Source organism: Sphingomonas sp. PP-F2F-A104-K0414, assembly GCF_004340945.1.
Lineage (GTDB): Bacteria > Pseudomonadota > Alphaproteobacteria > Sphingomonadales > Sphingomonadaceae > Sphingomonas.
Map to the genome: position 1 here is coordinate 485376 of NZ_SLYD01000001.1, position 22514 is coordinate 507889.

The window sequence follows — 22514 nt, forward strand, 5'->3', positions numbered from 1 at the left end:
GTCAGGCTCCCTGGGTCGCGAGCTGGCGGGTGCGCGCGTCCTCGCTGGCGATCACGTCCTCGACCGGGATGTGGAAGTCGCGCTTGTAGTTGAAGGTGTGGAAGATCGTCGTCGCGAAGATGCCGACCAAGGTGAGCCCTGCGAGCCACCAGATGTACCAGATCATCGCGAAGCCGAACGCCACGCTGAGACCGGCGAGCACGACGCCCGTGCCGGTGCCGCTCGGCATGTGGATCGCCTTGAAGCCGGAGACCGGACGGACCGCCTTGCGCTCCTTCATGTCGTACCAGGCGTCCAGGTCGTGGACGATCGGCGTGAACGCGAAGTTGTACTCCGGCGGCGGCGACGAGGTCGACCATTCGAGCGTACGGCCGTTCCACGGATCGCCGGTCAGATCGGCAAGCTTCTCGCGGTTCCGGATGCTGACGAAGATCTGCATCAGGAAGGCACCGATACCGGCGGCGATCATGGCTGCACCGAAAGCGGCGATGATGAACCAGATCTGCAGGTTCGGATCGTCGAAATAGCGCATCCGGCGGGTCACGCCCATCAGGCCGAGCACGTAGAGCGGCATGAAGGCGAAGTAGAAGCCGGGGACCCAGCACCAGAACGAGATCTTGCCCCAGGTCTCGTCCAGCTTGAAGCCGAACGCCTTCGGGAACCAGTAGTTGATGCCGGCGAACATGCCGAACAGCGTCCCGCCGATGATCACGTTATGGAAATGCGCGACCAGGAACAGCGAGTTGTGCAGCACGAAGTCGGCTGGCGGCACGGCAAGAAGCACGCCGGTCATGCCGCCGATCGTGAAGGTCACCATGAAGGCGATCGTCCACATCATCGGCAGTTCGAACCGGATCCGGCCCTTGTACATCGTGAACAGCCAGTTGAAAATCTTGGCCCCGGTCGGGATCGAGATGATCATCGTGGTGATCCCGAAGAACGAGTTCACGCTCGCGCCCGACCCCATCGTGAAGAAGTGGTGCAGCCAGACGAGATAGGCGAGGATCGTGATGACGAGCGTCGCGTAGACCATCGAGCTGTAGCCGAAGAGGCGCTTGCCCGAGAAGGTCGAGGTGACTTCCGAAAACACGCCGAATGCCGGCAGGATCAGGATGTAGACCTCGGGGTGACCCCAGATCCAGATCAGGTTGACGTACATCATCGGGTTGCCGCCCGAGTCGTTCGTGAAGAACGCGGTACCGATGTAACGGTCGAGCGAGAGCATCGCGAGCACCGCGGTCAGGACCGGGAAGGCGGCGACGACAAGGACGTTGGTGCACAGGGCCGTCCAGGTGAAGATCGGCATCTTCATCATGGTCATGCCGGGTGCGCGCATCTTGACGATGGTCGCGATCAGATTGACGCCGGACAACAGCGTTCCGATGCCGGCGATCTGCAACGCCCAGATATAGTAATCGACACCGACGTCTGGCGAATACGCCAACCCTGAGAGGGGCGGCATCGCGAGCCAGCCGGTCCGCGCAAACTCACCGATGAACAGCGACATCATGACGATCACGGCACCCGCCGCGGTCATCCAGAAGCTGAAATTGTTGAGAAACGGGAACGACACGTCGCGCGCACCGATCTGGAGCGGGACGACATAGTTCATCAGGCCCGTGACCAGCGGCATCGCCACGAAAAAGATCATGATCACGCCGTGCGCGGTGAAGACCTGATCATAGTGATGCGCGGTCAGGTATCCTTCGGACCCGTTGAACGCCATCGCCTGCTGCGCGCGCATCATGATCGCGTCGGAGAACCCGCGCAGCAGCATGACGATCGCCAGGATGATGTACATGATGCCGATCTTCTTGTGATCGACGCTGGTGAACCACTGGTTCCACAGATAGCCCCAGACCTTGAAATAGGTCAGCGCGGCGACGAGCCCGAGCCCGCCGATCGCCACCATACCAAAGGTGGCGACGACGATCGGTTCGTGCAGCGGCAGCGACTCCAGGGTCAGGCGGCCGAAGATTGTCTTCAACAGAGTGTCGTTCATGATGGTTTCTCTAGCCGTTCGCGACGGGGCGCGTGCCCGGCTGTGTGGAGGGGGTCAGCATGGTGTGATTACGGTTCGATACCGATCCGGGCACGCTGTTGGCGCCGTCCCGTTTTATATCGGCGGGTGCGGTCCAATGTTCGCCGCTACCCTTTTCATCGGCGTCCTTCAGCAACGCGCCCTTGACGCGCTCGGAGGCCTCTTGCGGGCCCTTGCCGCCGTTGACGCCCGGCATCGCCATGCCGGCATGCGAGTCCCCCCCGCCTTTGCCGCCATGCATCATCTGCGACATGCAGACCTTGCCCGGCTGGACGCACTGCTCGACGATCGCCGTGAAGATCTTCGGCTCGACCGCATTGTAATAGCGGACCGGCACCTTCTCGCTCGGCTTCTCCAGCTGGAGATAGCTGGCGCGGTTGAGACCGCCCGCCCCGATCGCGCCGCCGCTCTGCCGGACCCGGTTGACCCAGGCATCGAAGCCCGCGTCGGACACGCCGTGGAAGCGGAAGCGCATCCCCGAGAAGCCCGCACCGCTATAGTGCGACGAGAAGCCCTCGTAATTGCCGGGCTTGTTGATGACCGCGTTCAGCGTCGTCTGCATGCCGGGCATCGTATAGATCATGCCGGCCAGCGCAGGGATGTAGAACGCATTCATCACCGATGACGAGGTCATCTGGAAGCGGATCGGGCGATCGACCGGTGCAGCCAGTTCGTTGACCGTGGCGATGCCGTATTCCGGATAGATGAACAGCCACTTCCAATCGAGCGCGACGACCTGCACCTCGAGCGGCTTGCCGACGCCGTTCGCCAGCTGCTGCTTGTCGACCAGATTGCCGACCGGCACGTTGTTCGCGAGCGTCGGCGCGTCGGGCTTGATCCGGCCGAGGGGACGGTACGGATCGAGCAGATGCGTGCTGGTCCACGTCAACGCGCCGAGCGCGATGATGATCAGCAGCGGGATGCCCCAGATCAACAACTCGAGGCCAACCGAGTGATCCCAGTTGGGCTCATACTTGGCGGCCTTGTTCGACTGGCGATAGCGGAACGCGAAGAACAGCGTCAGGCAGATCACCGGAACGATGATCAGCAGCATCAGCCCGGTCGAGATCAGCACGAGGTCGCGCTGCTGCACTGCGATATCGCCGGACGGCGACATCACGACCCAGTCGCAGCCGCTGGTGAGCAGCGCAAGCGGCAGCACGGCCAACCATTTTTTTGCGCGGGAAACGGTTTTCTCAACGATCATGCTGGTCCCCTACGCCTCGGTTGCGCCGCACTACAGTGGACAATTTGTCCAATGGGCGCTGCACTGCAACATCGGCATGGCTTTATCATCACGAAGGGTAGCATAGATTGCCCCTGCCCGCATCCGCCCGAACAGCGTATGATGGGTCAGCGCCCTGCAGAGCGAGTTGAAGAATGAGTGCTAATACGATCCCCGAGACGAGCTTCGAAGCCGATGCTCGCAGTATCCACAGCGACGGCGAGCACGTCACGCCCGGCGTGATCGCGATCGGCGTGGTGATCGGCCGCACCTCGGAATTCTTCGACTTCTTCGTCTACGCGATCGCCTCGGTGCTCGTGTTCCCGACCCTAGTCTTCCCGTATGTCGACCGGTTGCAGGGCACGCTCTATTCATTCGCGGTATTCGCGCTGGCGTTCATCGCCCGCCCGATTGGCTCGATCATCTTCATCGCGGTCGATCGCGCCTACGGTCGCAGCGTCAAGCTGACGATCTCGCTGTTCCTGCTTGGTACCTCGACTGTCGCGATGGGGTTTATCCCCGGCTATGATTCGGTCGGCAACTGGTCGGTCGCGATCCTCGCGCTGCTCCGCATCGGCCAGGGCATCGCGCTCGGCGGTGCTTGGGACGGTCTGGCGTCGCTCCTCTCGCTCAATTCGCCCGAGAAGCACCGCGGCTGGTACGCGATGCTGCCGCAGCTTGGTGCGCCGATCGGCCTGCTGGTCGCGAGCGGGTTGTTCGCATTCTTCGTCGCTGCGCTGCCGACCGAGGATTTCTTCGCCTGGGGCTGGCGCTATCCGTTCTTCGTGGCGTTCGCGATCAACGTCGTCGCGCTGTTCGCGCGCCTTCGCCTAGTGGTGACGCCCGAGTTCGAAGAGATGTACGCCAAGCGCGAGCTCGAGCCGGCACCGGTCGTCGAGACCGTGCAGTCGCAGTGGAAGGCGATCTGGCTCGGCTCGTTCGTGCCGCTCGCCAGCTTCGCGCTGTTCCACATGGTGACGGTGTTCCCGCTGTCGTGGGTCGTATTGTTCACGCGTGAGGCCCCCGCGCGCTTCCTGGTGGTGGAGGTGATCGGCGCGATCATCGGGATCGGCGCGATGCTGGTGTCGGGTCTGCTGGCAGACCGGTTCGGGCGTCGCACGATGCTCGGCACGATCGCAGTGCTGATCGCACTGTTCGCGATCGCCGCACCGTCGCTGCTCGATGGCGGCGACGTCGGCGAGCGGATGTTCATGGGGATCGGCTTCCTGTTGTTCGGGCTGTCGTTCGGTCAGTCCTCGGGCGCGATCGCCTCGAGCCTGTCGCCGCAGCATCGCTACACGGGCTCAGCGCTGACGACCGATCTGGCGTGGCTGTTCGGTGCGGGCTTTGCCCCGCTGGCGGCGCTGCTGCTGACGAGCAAGCTGGGGCTGGCGGCGAGCGGCGCGTATCTGTTCTCGGGCGCGGTGTTCACGCTGATCGCACTGGGGCTGAACAAGGAACTGGCGAAGCGCAACATCGCGCGCTGAGGTTTGGGGGCTGAAAGGCTTACCGAGCGGCACCACCCCGGCGAAGGCCGGGGCCCAGTTGGCAAGGCCGCAGTAACGGCGCGCCGTCCGTAGTTAGCACCGTCCCCCAACTGGGCCCCGGCCTTCGCCGGGGTGGTGGCGACTGGAATATCTCTGAGCCCCTCCAAAACCGTCGCCGTCCAAAACCGTCACCCCTCACGCAACCGTCGTCCCAGCGAAAGCTGGGGTATCCCTGTTGGCGGGCGCTGCGACCCGGAACGGGGAGATCCCAGCTTTCGCTGGGATGACGGTGGGAGAGACGGTCAGCCGGCGAACGTTGGAATGACGGTGAGGACAATCAGACCCGTCGGCGATCGAGTCCCCACGACAGCGCCCAGATCGCAAACCCGCCAAGCGCTAGCGCCGTCCCGACCCAGCCGGTCGACGGCAACCCATACCCACCCGCAATCGCCAGCCCGCCAAGCCAAGGCCCCAGCGCATTGGCGGTATTGAACGCGGAATGGTTGAGCGCTGCCGCCAGAGTCTGCGCCTCCTCAGCAACATCCATCAGCCGGGTCTGTAGGATCGTCGACAACCCGCCGCCGCACCCGATCAGCACCACGACCGGCAACATCGCCCAGAGATGCGGCGTCGCCGGCGCGTAGAGCGCGAGCGCCCCTGCCCCGAACAGCAACGTGATCCCCGCCGCCGGCATCAGCGCCACGTCCGCCGCCTTTGCGCAGACCAGCGTCCCGATCGTCATCCCCACCCCGAACAGCGCGAACGCGACCGGCGTGAACGCGGACGACACGCCTGTCACTTCGGTCAGCGTCGAGGCGAGGTAGGTATAGACGCAGAAGATCCCGCCGAAGCCGACCGCGCCGATCGCCAGCGTGAGCCAGACCTGCCCGTTGCGCAGCGCCGCCAGTTCGCCGAGCGGGCTCGCATCCTTCGCAGGCCGCAGGACCGGCGCGAACTTCAGCAGCATCGCCACCGTCACCGCGGCGATGATCGCGACGATCCCGAAGCCCCAGCGCCAGCCGAACCACTGGCCGATGCCGTTCGCCAGCGGCACGCCCGCGATCGTCGCGATCGTCAGCCCGAGCATCATCCGCGATACCGCGCGCGACCGCTTCTCGCGCGGCACCATCGACGCCGCGACGAGCGACCCGACGCCGAAATAGGCGCCGTGCGGCAATCCACTCAGGAACCGGGCCAGCAGCATCAGGTGATAGGTCGGCGCGAGCGCGGACAGCCCGTTTGCGATCCCCAGAAACGTCATCAACCCGATCAGCAGCACGCGCCGCTCGATCTTCGCCGCCAGCACCGCGATCGTCGGCGCACCGACGACTACGCCGAGCGCATAGGCGCTGATGACATGCCCCGCGGTCGGCTCGTCGATCCCGAGTCCCCGCGCGAACTGCGGTAGCAGGCTCATCGCGGCGAACTCGGTGGTCCCGATCGCGAAGCCACCCACTGCAAGCGCAAGCAGCGCCAACCGCGCGTTGACAGGGGAGGTAAACGAGGCGGTTTGGTCGGTATCGATCATCCGGTTTATTTCGCAGGTGCAGCATAAAGCTTCAACCCGCGGGTGCCCGAGCAAATATCAGCCGCGCCCAAGCGGGCGTTCGCCGGCAACCCGCCCGATCAGACGGTATCGACGATCGGCGCGGTCATGATCACACGCAGGCCGGGCATGTTGTCGTCATGCTCGATCGTGCCGGACAGCCCGGCGACGATCGCGTTCATCATCCGGCTGCCGAACCCCTCGCGCGTCCCGACCTTGCCCGACCCATCGTCGGCGACGATCAGGCGGAGGCGGTTGCGATGCTGTTCGAGCGCGATCAGGATCGGCCCGGGCTGCCCGCCATAGGCATATTTGCTGGCGTTGATGACGAGTTCGGTGAGGACCAGCCCGATGTTCACGGCCCGGTCGGTCGGCACCAGAATCGGCGCGAGATCGAGCCGGATCTGCGCCGCCCAGTCCGCGCCGAGCGAAGTCTTCATGTCGCCCGCCAGCTCCTCGAGATAGCGCGAGAGGTCGACCGACTCGACCTGATCGTCGCGGTAGAGCCGGCGATGCACCAGAGCGACCGCGGAAAGCCGTGCCTGCGCCTCGGCGAGATGCTCCTTCACCTTGGCATCGTCGGACGCCTTCGCCTGGAGCGCGAGGAACGCGGCGACCAGCTGGAGGCTGTTCTGGACGCGGTGATTGACCTCCTTCATCAGGACGTCCTTCTGCGCGATCAGCACGTCCTTGTCGGCGAGCGTGCGCTGCAGGTCGGCGTTGAGCAGGCGGAGCCGCTGGTTGATATGCGCGTCGTGGAACGCGCGACGCAGGCGGTGCGCGGCCTCGATCTCCTCCAGCGTCCAGCGGCGCGATCGGCCCGACACGACCTGAGTCCAGGACTGGAACGAGGTACGCGGAGTCAGCACCGCGGTCGGATCGAGCGACACCGCCTTGTGCGGATTGCCCGCCCATTCGACCTCCTCGGCCTGTTCGGCGCGGAACCAGAACAGCATCGCGCCATCGTCGATCAACGGCATCGCCAGCACCCCGCTGGCGCAGGCGCGATAGGCGTCCGCACGCGGCAGCAGCGAGGGGAGCTCGTGCGTCGCCAGCGGCTCGATACCGCTGCGTGCGCAGACCCAGGCGACGAGATCGCGGATCTCGTCATGCGCGGGGCAGACTCCGTCGGTGTCGACGATTGTTCCCTGCACGAACGCGAACCCGTCGGCGTCGAGCATCCGCCGCAGGTCGTCGCGCAACGTCACGACGATGCTGCGCGGCGCCGGTTCGGTCGCGAGCTTGGCGACCACCGCGTCCTCGGCGCCGCGCAGCCGCAGCCGTTCGCGGTAGATCTCGGCCTCTTCCTTCGCGCGGATCTGGCGTGCGAGGCCGCTGGCCAGCGTCGCCGATGCGGCACGGACGTCGGGGCTCAGGCCGCGCGGCGTCGCGTTGTGGCAGGCGATCAGGCCCCAGAGCAGCCCGTCCTTGACGATCGAGATCGACGCGGAGGCCGCAACCTCCATGTTGGCGAGATAGCGCAGGTGGATCGGCGACACGCTGCGTACCGTCACGTCGCTCAGATCGAGCGTCTCGAACCCGGCGGGACGCAATACGGCAGGCGCATAATCGATCGTCGGGATCGTCCGCGTCCGGTTGCGGACGTATAGCGCGCGCGCCTGCTTCGGAATGTCCGATGCCGGGAAATGATGGTTGAGGAAGGTGCCCAGGCCCGTGGCCTTATCCTCCGCCACGACGCGGCCGGCGTCGTCGTCGAGGAAGCGATAGATCATCACCCGGTCGAACCCGGTGAGCTGGCGGAACGCGATCGCGGCGCGGTCGCACAGCGTGCTCAGATCGGTCGCGCGCTCGAACATCGTGATCATCGGGTTGAGCCGGCCGAGCATCTGCGTCGCGGTCATCGGCGCGGCCTCGACCGGCTCGAGCTCGGCCAGCAGATAGTCGCCGCTGCGGTGGATCGTCACCTCGAAGCGTTCGGTCGATCCCATCAACGGATCGCCGACCATCCCCCCCGGCCCCACGTCGTCCGCCGGCACGGCCTGCGCCAACACCTGCGCAAGATCGGCACCGAGCCAATCTGCCGCCAGCCGCCCCTCGATATCACCCGCGCCCGCAACGATCGTCAGCGAGGTCGGATCGGCGACCAGCAACAGGCCGTGCGGCTGGATCGACCCCGGAATGTGGATCGGCTCGCGGTCGCACGCGGTCAGGTCCAGCCCGCTATCCTGGGTCTGCGCCTGATCGAGCGCAGTAGCGTCTACATCGTTCTGCGCAGTCATCGGCCAAGGCCCCCTAGTCAGCAAAACCGCTGTGGCGGTCATTGCGGAACAAAGCAAATACCCTCGCAATGGGCCTATTGATCAGGATCAGGACTGCGGCGCGGACTCGGCATAGCGGCGCGCGATCACGGCGCAGGCGATCAGCTGCAACTGGTGGAACAGCATGACGGGCAGCAGGATCACGCCGACCTGCGCGGGCGGGAACAGCACGCCCGCCATCGGCACGCCCGATGCAAGGCTCTTCTTCGACCCGCAGAATTGCAGCACGATCGCATCCTCGCGGGGCAGCTTCATCAGGCGGGCAACGGCAAACGTCAGCCCGAGCACGAAGGCGAGCAGCGCGGCGCACAGCAGTCCGACCAGGATCAGGTCGCCGATCGACAATTTGGTCCACAGCCCCTCGACCACCGCGGCACCGAACGCGCTGTAGACGACCAGCAGGATCGAGCCGCGATCGACCACGGTCAGCAGGCCCTTGTTGCGCGTCACCCACGCACCGATCCACGGCCGCAACAGATGCCCGACGACGAACGGCACCAGCAGTTGCAGCACGATCGCCTCGATACTCTCGATCGAGATCCCGCCGCTGCCCGAAGTGTTCATCAGCAGCGCGACCAGCGCCGGTGTTACGAGAATACCGAGCAGGTTGGAGAACGACGCGCTGCACACCGCCGCCGCGACGTTGCCGCGGGCGATCGCGGTGAAGGCGATCGACGACTGCACGGTCGAGGGAAGCAGCGTCAGGAACAACAGTCCGGCGGCGAGCGGCCCCGTCACGAACGGCAACGCGGTCAGCCCCAGCCCGAACAGCGGGAATGCGACGAAGGTGATGGCGAGCACCGCCAGATGCAGCTTCCAGTTGCGCAGCCCCGACAGAATCGCATCGCGCGACAGCTTCGCGCCGTGGAGGAAGAACAGCAGGACGATGCCGATATCCGCCGCATAGCCGACGATCGTCGCCATCTCACCGCGTGCCGGCAGCAGGCTCGCCAGCACGACGGTGCCGAGCAGCATCAGGATGAACGGCTCGAAGACCGCCAAGAACCGCCCGATCACGGATGCGCCTTCACATAGGCGTCGAGCGTCGCGAGATGGCCGCTGAGCGCGTCGTCATCCAGGAAACTGCCGAGGAAGCTGTTGCGCGCGAGCGTCACGACCTGCTCGCGCGACAGGGTCTTCGCACGCGCCGTCTGGCGGAAATTCTCGCCGATATAGCCACCGAAATAGGCCGGATCGTCCGAATGGATCGTCGCGCGCAGGCCGAGATCGAGCATCCGGTCGATCGGATGGTTCTCCAGCTTGTCGACGTTGCGCAGCGCGACGTTCGACAGCGGGCACACGGTCAGCGTCATCGCGTCGCGTGCGAGGCGAGCGACCAGCGCCGGATCTTCCAGCGCGCGATTGCCGTGGTCGATGCGGTCGACTTGGAGGATGTCGAGCGCCTCGTGGATATAGGCGGGGGGGCCCTCCTCGCCGGCATGCGCGCACAGCATCAGCCCGGCGTCCGCCGACGCCCCGAACACGCGTGCGAACTTCGACGGCGGATGGCCGACCTCGGACGAATCGAGCCCGACGCCGATGAACTGGTCGAGCCACGGCTCGGCCTGCGCGAACGTCTTGAACGCGTCCTCCTCGTCGAGATGGCGCAGGAAGCTCATGATGAGGCCGACCGACATGCCGTGCTTGGCCTGTGCCTCGTCGATCCCCGCGAACAGACCGCGCGCGACGACATCGAACGGAATGCCGCGATGCGTGTGCGTCTGCGGATCGAAGAAGATCTCGGCATGCACGACGCCGTCCTGCGCGACGCGGTCGAAATAGGCGACCGCCAGATCGCGGAAATCCTCTTCGGTCTGGAGCACCGCAGCGCCCGCATAATAGATGTCGAGGAAGGTCTGGAGATTGGTGAAGCTGTAGGCTGCGCGGACGTCCTCGACGCTCTTGAACGGGATCGCGACCTTGTTGCGCTCGGCCAGTGCGAACATGAGTTCGGGTTCCAGGCTGCCCTCGATATGGAGGTGGAGTTCGGCCTTTGGCAGGTTCGTGATGAAGTCGTCTGTCATGATCCGTCCTGTCGCTTGGGTCGCGTCGGCTGCAACCATTCCGCCCGCCGCGCACTACCGCAAGTGCGAAAGCCGTTGCATGACAATCCTGTCACGTTACCGAGCGCGTAAACCTACGCTAAGGACACCATCGATGCCCACAGGACTGGTCGCACTGCTCGACGACATCGCCGGGATCACCAAGCTCGCTGCCGCCAGCCTGGACGATATCGCCGCGACCACCGGCAAGGCGGGCAGCAAGGCGATCGGCGTGGTGGTCGACGATGCCGCCGTCACGCCGCGCTACATGGTCGGGTTCGAGCCGAAGCGCGAACTGCCGATGATCTGGAAGATCGCGCTTGGGTCGTTCCGCAACAAGCTGGTCTTCATCCTGCCCGCCGCGCTCGCGCTGAGCGCATTCGCGCCGTGGCTGCTGACGCCGTTGCTGATGCTCGGCGGTACGTATCTGTGCTTCGAGGGCGCGGAGAAGATCCTCGAGGCGTTCGGCGGCGGGCATGCCGAGGAGGTCGTCGAGGCGCCGGTCGATGCGGCGACGCTCGAAGCGCAGAAGGTCTCGGGCGCGATCCGCACCGATTTCATCCTGTCGGCTGAGATCATGGTGATCGCGCTGTCCGACGTCGCGACCAAGCCGATCTGGGAGCAGGCGATCGTCCTGGCGCTGGTCGGGATCGTCATCACCATCGGAGTCTACGGCGTGGTCGCGCTGATCGTGAAGATGGACGATATCGGCCTGCATCTGGCGCAGCGCAGCAGCGCGGCGGTGCAGGCGATCGGCCGCGGGCTGGTGAAGGGCATGCCGCTGGTGATGTCGGCGCTGTCGGTGATCGGCACGGCAGCAATGGTATGGGTCGGCGGCCAGATCATCGTCCACGGGATCGAGGAGTTCGGGTTCACGACGCTCCCGCACTGGATCCACGACACCGCGGAGGCTGCTTCGCATGCAGTGCCGTTCGCCAAGGGCCCCGTGAACTGGGCGATGAACGCGTTCTTCTCGGGGATCGTCGGACTGATCCTGGGTGGTGCGATCGCGCTGGGTCTGCATGCGGTGAAAAAGCCCAAGGCACACTGAAGGACGGAGTGCCGATCGCTGCGGACCGTGTCGTGATGGGGCGCACCTTCCCATCTCGGTAAAGGACTGGACGGCTGCCCTTTATCGCGATTACACCTCGTGTCATCGTCTCTCAGCCGGAAGGCCCTTCCTTTGATCCGCAAGCTTCTCGTCGCATCCCTGCTCGCGTCCGCTGTTCCTGCGGTGGCGCAGGTTCCCGCCGGCAATACTGCGCCACAGCCGGTACCGTTCGTCGACACGATCCCCGACGCGGTCGACACGCCCTATCCGGGCACGCTGCTGCTCGACGTCGATGCGACCGATACCGAGCGCGGCATCTTCCGCGTCAAGCAGACGATCCCGGTCGCCAAGTCCGGCCCGATGGCGCTGCTCTACCCGAAGTGGCTGCCCGGCGCGCATTCCCCACGCGGCGAGATCGAGAAGCTCGCCGGTCTCGTGATCCGTGCGAACGGCAAGATCCTCCCCTGGACGCGCGATCCCGTCGACGTGTTCGCGTTCCATATCGACGTGCCGACTGGCGCGAAGTCGGTGGTGGCCGAGTTCCAGTTCATCTCCGCGACCAAGGGCGACCAGGGCCGCGTGGTGATGACCCCGACGATGATCAGCCTCGAGCCGAATCTCGTCAGCCTCTATCCGGCCGGCTATTTCACGCGCCAGATCCCGATCAAGATGACCGTCACCTACCCGACCGGCTGGACCGCGGCGGGCGCAGTGCCGGCGAAGGTGTCGGGGTCGACCTACAGCTACGACACGACCAACTACGAGATCCTCGTCGATTCGCCGACGCTGGCGGGCAAATACGGCAAGGTCTGGCCGCTCTCCCCCCGCGTCGACCTCAACGTATTCGCGGATAGCCCCGACCAGCTCGCCGCCAAGCCCGAGCAGATCGATGCGCACAAGCGCCTCGTCGACCAGGCGGTGAAGACGTTCGGCGCGCAGCATTACGATCATTACGAATTCCTGCTGTCGATCACCGATCAGCTCGGCGGGATCGGCCTGGAGCATCATCGCAGTTCCGAGAACGGCGTCCGTCCCGGCTATTTCACCGAATGGGAGACGGGGGCCGCCGCGCGGAACCTGTTGCCGCATGAATACACGCATAGCTGGGACGGCAAGTTCCGCCGCGGCGCCGACCTGTGGACGCCCGATTTCCGCACGCCGATGCGCGATTCGCTGTTGTGGGTCTACGAGGGCCAGACGCAGTTCTGGGGCTATGTGCTCCAGGCGCGCTCGGGGCTGGTCAGCAAGCAGGACACGCTCGACGGCTATGCCTCGATCCTCGGTATTTACGACACCGCGCCGGGCCGCCAGTGGCGTCCGCTGATCGACACGACGAATGATCCCGTCATCTCGGCGCGCAAGCCCAAGGGGTGGACGAGCTGGCAGCGGTCGGAGGATTACTACAACGAGGGCCTGATGGTCTGGATGGAGGTCGACGCGATGCTCCGCCAGAAGTCGAACGGCACCAAGTCGATCGACGATTTCGCGCGTGCCTTCTTCGGCGTTCGTGACGGCGACTATGGCGAGCTGACCTATACCTTCGCCGATGTCGCGAAGACGCTGAACGGCATCGTCCCCTATGACTGGGCGACGTTCCTGAACACGCGGCTGACCGAGACGGGCAAGCCCGCGCCGATCAACGGCTTTGCGATGAACGGCTACAAGCTGGTCTACGGCCCCGAGCAGAGCCCGTATCTGAAGCAGGCGGAGAAGACGCGCGGCACCGATGTCAGCTATTCGCTCGGCATGGTGATCAACAAGGACGGCGTCGTCACCTCGTCGATCTGGGACAGCCCCGCGTTCAAGGCGGGTCTCGACGTCGGCACCGAGATCGAGGCGGTCAACAGCGAGGCCTATTCGGCGGACCGGATCAAGGCGGCGATCGTCGCCGCGCAGGGGACGAAGCTACCGATTCGTCTCACTGTAAAGAACAATGACCGATTCCGTGACATCTCGCTCGATTACCACGACGGCCCGCGCTATCCGCGGCTTCAGAAGGTCGGTACAGGTGACGGTGGGCTCGACAAGCTGCTGACGCCGCGCTGACCAGCCACTGACTTACCGGTGCCGGTCGCTCCCCAGACGAGGAGCGCCGGCACCGTCATATTCTGAAAGGACCGCCATGCGTATCGATCTCATCCCGACCGGCAAGAACCCGCCCGAAGACCTCAACGTCATCATCGAAGTCCCGACCGGCGGCGAGCCCGTGAAGTACGAGTTCGACAAGGCCAGCGGCGCGCTGTTCGTCGATCGCATCCTGCACACGCCGATGCGCTATCCGGCGAACTATGGCTTCGTGCCGCACACGCTGAGCCCCGATGGCGATCCGCTCGACGCGCTGGTGATCGCACGCTCGCCGTTCATCCCAGGCTGCGTCGTCCGTGCGCGTCCGATCGCGGTGCTGAACCTCGAGGACGAAGCCGGCGGCGACGAGAAGCTCGTCTGCGTGCCGGTCGACGCGGTGTTCCCGTATTATGCGAACATCGGCGAGCGTGGCGACATGCCGGAAATCGTGTTCGAGCAGATCGAGCACTTCTTCACGCACTATAAGGACCTGGAGAAGACGAAGTGGGTCCGCGTCGGCAAGTGGGGCGACGCCGACGAAGCCAAGCGCGTGACGATCGAGGCGATCGAGCGCTACAACACCGAGAAGGCCAAGGGCGAAGAGCCGATGAACGCGGACGACACCGCAGGGCGCTGATCGCATGACAACGGCGTCTCGTGCGTTCGATGGCATCCGCGTCCGCGCGGCGCAGATCGGACTATACGAGACGCCGATCCTGCACGGGCGGCTGGCCGATGCGGAGGCGCTGAACGCCGCGCTCCGGTCGGCGATCCTCGATCGTCACGCCGCCGCGCCCAGCCTCGCACGGTCCAATGTCGGTGGCTGGCATTCCGCCACCGACATGCTCGACTGGGGTGGACCGGCAGCAGCGGCGCTCGCCGATACCGCAGTGAAGATGGCGAAGCGCGCGTCGCATTTCGATGGGCGCGATGCGGCGACGGTCGAATGGACCGTCAAGATGTGGGCGAACGTCTCCCCGCCCGGCGCGCTCAACATGAGCCACGCGCATCCCGGCGTGCTGTGGGCCGCGGTCTATTATATCGACATGGGAGTCCCGCCCTCGGGAGGCGAAGCGGGCGGCGAGCTGTTCTTCGAGGACCCGCGCTTTCCGGTGCCGTTCATGCGCCTGCCCGGCTTTCGGCTGCTCGGCATCGACGGCCAGCCGCAACCGGTCGAGCGCCGCCTGCCGACCGACGCGGGTGATCTGGTCCTGTTCCCCGCCTGGCTCCGCCACGGCGTCCGCCCGCACCTCGGCACCGGCGACCGCATCTCGATCGCGATGAACATCGACGTAACAGGGTGACCAACAATCCTCCCCCGCCAGGGGGAGGATCGTTTGCTGCCCTACCGCCCAGCCAGCTTCACCAGCGCATCCCCGGTCATCCGCTGGATCGTCCAGTCCTCCATCCCGACCGCGCCGACCTTCCGGTAGAACGCGATCGCATCGGCGTTCCAGTCGAGCACCGACCATTCGAACCGCGCGCACCCGCGATCGAGCGCCACGCCGGCCAGATGCGAAAGGAGGGCGCCACCCACCCCCTGCCCGCGCGCTTCCGGCGTCACGTAGAGATCCTCCAGATACAGCCCACGCTTGCCCGTCCAGGTCGAAAAATTGTGGAAGAACAGCGCGAAACCGAGCGGGCCATCGGCATTCTCCGCGATCAGAGCCTCCGCGGCAGGCCGCTCCCCGAACAGGGCTTCTTCCAGCATCGGCTCGGTAGCCTCGACCGCATCCGGCTCGCGCTCGAACGCGGCGAGCTCGCGGACGAAGCGCAGGATCGTGCCGACATCGGCAGCTGTGGCGGAACGGATATGGGTCATGCACTTGCCTCGATCGATGTCTGCGCGATGTCACGCCGCCGCGCCGCGTACAGGCACGCGACGACAATGATCGCCGCGCCTGCCAGCGTGAACGCCGATACCCGCTCGCCGAACACGAGAAAACCCAGCACTGCGGCATAGACGAACGAGGTGTATTCGGTGGTCGCGAGGAACCCGGTGTCGCCGTGCGCATACGCCCAGCCGAGCAACCACAGCGAGGCGGTCGCAAGCCCCGCGGCCAGCACGAGCTTGGGCCATTGCACCGCTTCGGGTACCACCGCGAGCCAGGGCGCCGCGAGCGCCAACGTCGCGGTGATGACGAGCGCCTGGAAGAACGCGATCTCGCCCGGCCGCGCCGCCTGGCTCTGCAGCCGCGCGATCACCAGGTTGACCGCATACAGTACCGCCGAGCCGAGGATCGCTAGTGTTCCGTGGAAGGTCTCGGGTCCGGGTACCTCGCGCCCCTGCCCGATCATCACCACCAGCACGCCGCCAAGCGCCGCGATCGACGCGACCAACGTCTTCCACCCGACCCGCTCGCCCAGCGTAGCCGCCGCGAGCAGGAGCGCGAGGATCGGCGCGATGTAGGTCAGCGAAATCGCCTGCGCCATCGGCACGCGCGCAAGCCCCCAGAAGAAGAGCACCGCCATCGCGGTCGTCACCAACCCGCGCGCTAGATGCAGCTCGAGCGCCCGCCCGCTCGGCCGACCGCTGTTCCCGAGCTTCCACGCGACCGCACCGAGGCCGACGCTGATCATCTGCCGCCACAGCAGCGCGTTATAGACGCCGATCGCCAGCACGAGCGACTTCATCACCGCGTCCATCATGGAGAACAGTCCGATGCCCAGCGCGGCGATCGTGAAGGCCAGGGCAGGCGAAACGGTGCGCGAGGTCATCGGAACAGGTGGATATCAGGCGCGATCGGCTGCCGCACCGATCCGCGCCAGTCGAAGCAATTCGGGAAGTGCGGTCCGGACGGCCGCGATCAACGCTGCATTTTCCCTCGATCGTCCATCCGCGGTAACGACATAGTCGTGATGCTGGATCGAGGTTGCCGCTACCACGCCATGATAGGTCGAACCGGAAAGGTCGTCATTGTCGCCGGACGTGTTGGGCTTCGTGGCAACAGCGGTCGCGCACGTTGCATTCTCGTCATCCATCGCCCGCACGTACCAAGGCCCGGGCGTCGCCGCTTGATCCAGCGCGGTCAGTGCATCGAGATCGGCGGCCGTCGTCATGCGCATCCCATACGCCGCATCGTACCGGCACGCCATCGTCGTACGGCATAACTATTCCCCCGCGAAGGCGGGGTTCTAGGAGCCGCAACCGTCATCGCCTGTTACCCTGGGCTCCCGCCTTCGCGGGAGAGCGAGACGAAGCCTGCGCCCTATTCCTCGTCATCCTGACGAAAGTCAGGCTCCAAAGCCACGGAGGTCCGCGTTCGTTACCCTGGATTCTGACTTTCGTCAGGATGACGGGGCGTGGTGGTAGCCCTCTATTCCGCCGCCACCGGCACCAGTGCAGCCATCGCCTCGTCGGCCGCTTCGATCTCGGCGGCTTTCGCTTCGACCAGCCGGACGATGTGGTCGACCATGTCGGCGTCCTGGACGTGGTGGTCGGTGACGCCCGACAGATACACCATGTGCTTGCCGTTGCCGCCGCCGGTGATGCCGATATCGGTCTCGCGCGCTTCGCCGGGGCCGTTCACCACGCAGCCGAGCACCGACAAGGACATCGGCGTGCGGATATGCTGCAACCGCTCCTCCAGCGCCTGCACGGTGCGGATTACGTCGAACCCCTGCCGCGCACACGACGGGCATGACACGACGCGGACACCGCGGTTGCGGATGCCGAGCGACTTGAGGATCTCGAAGCCGACGCGGACTTCCTCCTCTGGCTCGGCGGAGAGCGACACGCGGATCGTGTCGCCGATCCCGTACCAGAGCAGGCTGCCCATCCCGATCGCCGACTTCACCGTGCCGCCGACGAACCCGCCCGCCTCGGTGATGCCGAGATGCAGCGGGCAATCGACCTGCTCGGCAAGCTGTTGGTACGCCGCCACCGCAAGGAACAGGTCGGACGCCTTCACCGCGACCTTGAACTCGTGAAAATCATGGTCCTGCAACAGCTTGATATGATCGAGCGCCGACTCGACCAGTGCGTCGGGGCAAGGCTCGCCATATTTCTCGAGCAGGTGCCGCTCGAGCGAGCCGCCGTTGACGCCGATCCGGATCGCGCAGCCATTGGACTTGGCCGCGTCGACGACTTCCTTCACGCGCGCAGCCGAGCCGATATTGCCCGGATTGATCCGCAGGCAGGCCGCACCCGCATCCGCCGCTTCGAGCGCGCGCTTATAGTGGAAATGGATGTCCGCGACGATCGGCACGCGGCTCGCGCGGACGATCTGCTTCAGCGCGGTGGTCGATTCGACGTCGGGGCAGCTGACGCGGATGATGTCGACGCCGGCCTCTTCACAACGCCGGATCTGGTCGACCGTCGCGCGGACGTCGTCGGTCGGCGTGTTGGTCATCGTCTGCACGGTGACCGGCGCGTCGCCACCGACGGGGACGTTGCCGACCATGATCTGGCGGCTCTTGCGGCGGGTGATATCGCGCCAGGGACGAAGGGACATGGGGATTCCTCGGGAGTTCGAGGCCTATATAGCGACTTGCGCGCTGGAACGGAACATCGCTGGCCGGAGTAGCGAACGTCGGCCATAGCGGCGCACGGCTTTAGGAGCGAACGCGATGACCCTGTCCCTGTACGATGCGACGATTCCCTCGAACCTCCAGATTCTGCGTGCGGTCGACGCGCTGCTCGACAAGGCGGAAGCGTTCGCGGCCGAGAAGGGTATCGAACCCGCGACGCTGATCGATGCGAAGCTCGCCGACGACATGCTGCCGTTTGGCTATCAGGTGAAGTCGTGTGCAGCGCATTCGGTCGGCGGAATCGAAGGCGTCCGCTGCGGCACCTTCTCGCCCGATCGATCGGCTTGGCCGACCGACTTCGCGGGTCTCCACAGCGTGATACGCGACGCGATCGCCAAGCTTGAGGCGATCGACCGGGAGACGTTCGACGCGCTCGCCGACAACGACACGACCTTCGAGTTCGGCACGTTCGTCATGCCGTTCACCGGCGCGAACTTCCTGCTCTCGTTCTCGCAGCCCAACTTCTACTTCCACGCCAGCACCGCATACGCGATCCTCCGCGCGCAGGGCGTGCCGATCGGCAAGCGCGACTTCATGGGCACGCCGCGCATGAAGGCGTGAACCGGCGCGGGGAACGCCTTAGCCGCCCGACGCTTGCGGCACCGGCCCCCGCCCCGTAGGGCCGCGCGATGACCCGGCATTACGGCATGGACTGGCTGCGGATCGGTGCGTTCGCGCTGCTGATCCTCTACCATATCGGCATGGTCTTCGTGCCGTGGAACTTCCATGTGAAGTCGCTCCATGTCGAGGACTGGGTGCGGCTGCCGATGCTGGCGAGCAATGCTTGGCGGCTGACGCTGCTGTTCGTCGTCTCGGGCTATGCCAGCCGCGCGCTGCTTGCCCGGTCGAGCGGCACGGCCGGGTTCTTTGCCAACCGCTGTTACCGCCTGCTAGTGCCGCTGCTGTTCGGCATGGCGGTGATCGTGCCGCCGCAACCCTGGGTCGAGCTGGTCACCAAGCACGCCTATGCCGGCAGCTATCTGACGTTCTGGAGCCATGACTATTTCCGCTTCGGCAAGCTCGCCGGGCTGTCGTTGCCGACCTGGAACCACCTCTGGTTCGTCGTCTACCTCTGGGTCTACACGAGCGTTTTGACGCTGGGGCTGGCCGTCGTCCGCGGCGACTGGCTTCAGCGCGCGTTCGACCGGGTCTTCGGCAGCTGGGCGGTGCTTGTCCTCCCCGTCGCGTGGCTCGTGTTCGTCCACGCCTGGTGGTTCCAGATGGCCGCGGAATCGCAAGCCCTGTTCGGCGACTGGGTCGCGCACGTCACCTATTTCCCTGCCTTCCTGTTCGGCTTCGGCCTCGCCCGTTCCGAGCCCGCAATGGCGGCGATCGCGCGCTGGTGGAAGGTCGGCGCGGTCGCCGCGGTGCTCGGCTATGGCGCGATCATCGGCGTCGAACTCGAATGGCCCGGCGACATCGTCGCGCCGCGCTGGATCTACCCCGGCTACGGCGTCGCCCACGCGCTCGAGCAATGGGGCGCGATCGTCGCGCTGATCGGAATCGCCGAGCGCCACTGGAACCGCGATTACCGCTGGCGCCGCACGCTGACCGAGGCGGTCTTCCCGTTCTACCTGATCCACCAGACGATCATCGTCCTCGTGATGTACGCGCTGCTCCCCGCCGGCCTGCCGGGCTGGGTAGAGTTCGCGTGCCTGCTCGCCGCGACGACGATCGGCTGTGTCGCGTTCTACGTCATCGGCCGCAGCATCGCGCCGCTCCGTCCTCTCATCGGCCTTCGCGCCCTACCCTCGAAAGACTCAGCATGACCTGGACCCTCGTCATCCACGGCGGCGCCGGCAAACTCGACAGCGAAATGGTCTCGCCGGAGCAGGATGCGGGCGCGAGAGCCGGCCTGTCGCGCGCGCTCGACACGGGCTCGAAGGTGCTGGCGGACGGCGGCAGCGCGCTGGATGCGGTCGAAGCGGCGGTGCGTGTGCTGGAGGACGACCCGCACTTCAATTCGGGGCGCGGCGCGGTCTTCACGCATGACGGCACGCTGGAACTCGACGCCGCGATCATGGACGGCCGCACGCGGGCGGCCGGCGCGGTCGCCGCAGCGACCGCCACGCGCAACCCCGTCGGCCTGGCCCGCGCGATCCTCGACGACGGGCGGCACGTCTTCCTGGCCGGCAAAGGCGCGGATGCGTTCTCGCTCGAACGCGATCTTCCCCAAGCCGATGCCGCGTGGTTCGCCACCGACGAACGCCGCCGACAATTCGCCGAGTTCCAGGCCGATGGCGGCGGGTTCGACGTCGACATGAAATATGGCACCGTCGGCGCGGTCGCCTGCGACACGCACGGCCACGTCGCCGCCGCCACCTCGACCGGCGGCGTCACCGGCAAGCGCTGGGGCCGGATCGGCGATACGCCCGTGATCGGCGCGGGCACCTTCGCTGACGACCGCGCCTGTGCCGTGTCGTGCACCGGCTCGGGCGAGTTCTTCCTCCGCATCGGCGTCGGCCACGAAATCGCCGCGCGCGTCCGGCTGTCGGGCGAATCGTTGCAAGTCGCTGCCGACGCCGTCCTTGCCGAAGTGAAGGCACTAGGCGGCACCGGCGGCGTCATCGTCGCGGGACCGGACGGCGACATGGCATGGGGTTTCAACACCGTTGGCATGTACCGTGGACGCGCGTCATCCGAGGGTAGCCGGACCGTCGCGATCTACGCTAACGAGCCGGCATGAAGCGCTATCTCCTCGCCGCGATTGCCTCGCTCGGCCTCGCCTCCCCCGCCACCGCGTTCTGGGAGTACGGCCACCAGACCGTCGCACAGATCGCCTATGCCAACGTCACGCCCAAGACCAAGGCCGCGATCCGCAAACTGCTCGCGAAACAGGCGCTGCTCGACACGCCGGAATGTCCCGCCAGCACGATCGAGCAGGCGAGCGTCTGGGCGGATTGCATCAAGCCGCTCAAGACCGCCGACGGCAAGTCGCGTTTCGGGTTCGCGTACAGCTGGCATTACCAGAACGTCGATATCTGCGCGCCGTTCGACCTGACGCCCGCGTGCAAGGAAGGCGACTGCGTCTCGTACCAGATCGACCGCGACGTGAAGATGCTCCGCGACAAGTCGACGCTGCCCCGCGATCGCGTCGTCGCGCTCGCGTTCCTGATCCACTTCGTCGGCGATCTCCACCAGCCGCTCCACGCTGGCGACCGCCATGACAAGGGTGGCAACGACGTGAAGGCGGATTACGGGATCTACGGCCCAGCGCGGTTCAACCTGCACTCGATCTGGGACGGCCCGCTGGCGGAGCGCGCGATCTCGACGCCGCCGTCGCTGGTAAGGCGGTATCCTGCGGCCGAGCGGGCTAAGATCGGGGCGGGGACGGTCGTCGACTGGAGCCGGGAGTCGTGGGAAGCCTCGCATGAGGCGTATGCGGCGGCGCTTGGCGGGGACGCGTGCGGTACGGTTCCGGCGCGGGTGAAAATGGACGATGCCACGATCGCCAAGATGGTGCCGGTGTCGCGAGAAGAGATCCGCCGCGGGGGTATCCGCCTGGCGAAACTGCTCGACAAGGCGCTGGGCTAAAACCCCTCTTCCCGCCGGGGAGAGGGAGGGGCCCGCGGGCTCTTGCACGTGGGAGGGTGAGGGGCTTGAGGCTCGGGCCGTCCATCCCAACAGCCCCTCACCCTCCCGTCGCCAAGTGGCTCCTCCTTCCCTCTCCCCGCAGGGGAGAGGGGCTGCCGCAACAAATGCTAGTTCAGCACCACCGTGACCGCGCGACGGTTCGCCGCCCAGCTCTGGTCGTCCGAACCCATCGCCACCGGGCGCTCCTTGCCATAGCTGATCGTCGTCATCCGCGAAGACGACACGCCCTTCGCGGCCAGATAGTTCTTGGTCGCGTTCGCACGGCGATCGCCTAGCGCGAGGTTGTATTCACGCGTGCCACGCTCGTCGGCATGGCCTTCGATCGTGATCCGCTGGTTCGGGAACTTGGCCAGCCACTGCGCCTGGCTGTCGAGGATCGCGCGGGCGGTCGGATCGATGTCGTACATGTCGAGCCCGAAATTCACCGTGTTCGAGCTGACCGAGCGCTGGAAGTCGGCATCCGACCCCGGCACGATCGCCCCGCCGACATTGCCGTTGTTCATCCCCGCATTCGGATCGACCGCAGCGTTGTTGTCGACCGGTGCGGGCGGCAGCACCGCGGGACGCTTCTTCGCGCAACCCGAAACGGCGATCAGCGCGGTGCACGCAAGCAAGATGTTGGAAAGCTTCGACATAGATAGTCTCCCGTAGAAAA

General features: G+C 65.8%; 20 protein-coding genes. 9 read left to right on the top strand and 11 right to left on the bottom strand.

The genetic code is table 11. The features are described from left to right. Position 1: 1 nt before the first annotated feature. Together cyoB and C8J46_RS02025 are read right to left on the bottom strand one after the other, a co-directional pair. Positions 2–2002 (bottom strand): cytochrome o ubiquinol oxidase subunit I, encoded by a 2001-nt coding sequence (gene cyoB, locus C8J46_RS02020; protein WP_132734562.1) that lies wholly within the window; start codon positions 2000–2002, stop codon positions 2–4. A 10-nt stretch (positions 2003–2012) separates the two neighbouring features. After that, a complete protein-coding gene (locus C8J46_RS02025) occupies positions 2013–3248 on the bottom strand; it encodes a ubiquinol oxidase subunit II (RefSeq protein ID WP_132734564.1) in 1236 nt (411 codons plus the stop codon). A 173-nt stretch (positions 3249–3421) separates the two neighbouring features. On the opposite strand from C8J46_RS02025, the gene C8J46_RS02030 reads away from it, so the two are divergent. After that, positions 3422–4753 carry an MFS transporter gene (locus tag C8J46_RS02030; RefSeq protein WP_132734566.1) on the top strand — a complete coding sequence of 444 codons (1332 nt, stop codon included), beginning with the start codon at positions 3422–3424 and terminating at the stop codon, positions 4751–4753. Between the two features lie 337 nt (positions 4754–5090). Here the strand turns inward: C8J46_RS02030 and C8J46_RS02035 are convergent, their stop codons facing one another. The 4 genes from C8J46_RS02035 to C8J46_RS02050 form a co-directional block, all read right to left on the bottom strand. After that, positions 5091–6281, bottom strand: a complete 1191-nt coding sequence (locus tag C8J46_RS02035; protein ID WP_132734568.1) for an MFS transporter — start codon at positions 6279–6281, stop codon at positions 5091–5093. A 98-nt stretch (positions 6282–6379) separates the two neighbouring features. Continuing rightward, positions 6380–8539, bottom strand: a complete 2160-nt coding sequence (locus C8J46_RS02040) for a histidine kinase dimerization/phosphoacceptor domain -containing protein (protein ID WP_132734570.1) — start codon at positions 8537–8539, stop codon at positions 6380–6382. An 87-nt stretch (positions 8540–8626) separates the two neighbouring features. Next, entirely contained in the window at positions 8627–9595 is a 969-nt protein-coding gene (locus C8J46_RS02045; protein ID WP_132734572.1) for a bile acid:sodium symporter family protein, read from the bottom strand. Next, a complete protein-coding gene (locus tag C8J46_RS02050) occupies positions 9592–10602 on the bottom strand; it encodes an adenosine deaminase (RefSeq protein ID WP_132734574.1) in 1011 nt (336 codons plus the stop codon). Before C8J46_RS02050 ends, C8J46_RS02045 begins: the two co-directional genes overlap by 4 nt. A 133-nt stretch (positions 10603–10735) precedes the next feature. Here C8J46_RS02050 and C8J46_RS02055 point away from each other — a divergent pair, with 133 nt between their 5' ends. The 4 genes from C8J46_RS02055 (at position 10736) to C8J46_RS02070 (ending at position 15039) form a co-directional block, all read left to right on the top strand. Next, positions 10736–11671, top strand: coding sequence for a DUF808 domain-containing protein (locus C8J46_RS02055; protein ID WP_132734576.1), 936 nt, complete (start codon positions 10736–10738; stop codon positions 11669–11671). Between the two features lie 132 nt (positions 11672–11803). Next, entirely contained in the window at positions 11804–13717 is a 1914-nt protein-coding gene (locus C8J46_RS02060) for a M61 family metallopeptidase (RefSeq protein ID WP_132734580.1), read from the top strand. Positions 13718–13793: 76 nt separating this feature from the next. After that, entirely contained in the window at positions 13794–14372 is a 579-nt protein-coding gene (gene ppa / locus C8J46_RS02065) for an inorganic diphosphatase (protein WP_132734582.1), read from the top strand. A gap of 4 nt (positions 14373–14376) precedes the next feature. Next, on the top strand, positions 14377–15039 hold the full coding sequence (locus C8J46_RS02070) for a TIGR02466 family protein (protein WP_132734584.1): 663 nt from the start codon (positions 14377–14379) through the stop codon (positions 15037–15039). A 41-nt stretch (positions 15040–15080) separates the two neighbouring features. On the opposite strand, the gene C8J46_RS02075 is transcribed toward C8J46_RS02070, so the two are convergent. From C8J46_RS02075 to ispG, 4 genes are all read right to left on the bottom strand, one after another. Further along, a complete protein-coding gene (locus C8J46_RS02075) occupies positions 15081–15557 on the bottom strand; it encodes a GNAT family N-acetyltransferase (RefSeq protein ID WP_132734586.1) in 477 nt (158 codons plus the stop codon). Continuing rightward, entirely contained in the window at positions 15554–16453 is a 900-nt protein-coding gene (locus tag C8J46_RS02080; RefSeq protein WP_132734588.1) for a DMT family transporter, read from the bottom strand. The genes C8J46_RS02075 and C8J46_RS02080 overlap by 4 nt, the downstream gene beginning before the upstream one ends. Positions 16454–16468: 15 nt before the next feature. Continuing rightward, positions 16469–16795: a hypothetical protein gene (locus tag C8J46_RS02085; RefSeq protein ID WP_207894063.1), complete on the bottom strand. Its 327-nt coding sequence runs from the start codon at positions 16793–16795 to the stop codon at positions 16469–16471. A gap of 257 nt (positions 16796–17052) precedes the next feature. Continuing rightward, a complete protein-coding gene (ispG, locus tag C8J46_RS02090; protein WP_132734592.1) occupies positions 17053–18189 on the bottom strand; it encodes a flavodoxin-dependent (E)-4-hydroxy-3-methylbut-2-enyl-diphosphate synthase in 1137 nt (378 codons plus the stop codon). Between the two features lie 115 nt (positions 18190–18304). Between ispG and C8J46_RS02095 the strand changes: the two genes are divergently transcribed. The 4 genes from C8J46_RS02095 to C8J46_RS02110 all read left to right on the top strand — a co-directional run bounded on the left by C8J46_RS02095 (position 18305) and on the right by C8J46_RS02110 (position 21799). Next, the gene (locus C8J46_RS02095; protein ID WP_132734594.1) at positions 18305–18826 is read left to right on the top strand and encodes a DUF1993 domain-containing protein; all 522 of its coding nucleotides are present in this window, start codon (positions 18305–18307) and stop codon (positions 18824–18826) included. Between the two features lie 68 nt (positions 18827–18894). After that, on the top strand, positions 18895–20034 hold the full coding sequence (locus C8J46_RS02100) for an acyltransferase family protein (RefSeq protein WP_132734596.1): 1140 nt from the start codon (positions 18895–18897) through the stop codon (positions 20032–20034). Next, the gene (locus tag C8J46_RS02105) at positions 20031–20951 is read left to right on the top strand and encodes an isoaspartyl peptidase/L-asparaginase (RefSeq protein WP_132734598.1); all 921 of its coding nucleotides are present in this window, start codon (positions 20031–20033) and stop codon (positions 20949–20951) included. The genes C8J46_RS02100 and C8J46_RS02105 overlap by 4 nt, the downstream gene beginning before the upstream one ends. Further along, on the top strand, positions 20948–21799 hold the full coding sequence (locus C8J46_RS02110) for a S1/P1 nuclease (protein WP_132734600.1): 852 nt from the start codon (positions 20948–20950) through the stop codon (positions 21797–21799). The genes C8J46_RS02105 and C8J46_RS02110 overlap by 4 nt, the downstream gene beginning before the upstream one ends. Before the next feature lie 167 nt (positions 21800–21966). Here C8J46_RS02110 and pal read toward each other — a convergent pair whose 3' ends face one another. Continuing rightward, entirely contained in the window at positions 21967–22494 is a 528-nt protein-coding gene (gene pal / locus C8J46_RS02115; RefSeq protein WP_132734603.1) for a peptidoglycan-associated lipoprotein Pal, read from the bottom strand. Positions 22495–22514 lie beyond the last annotated feature (20 nt).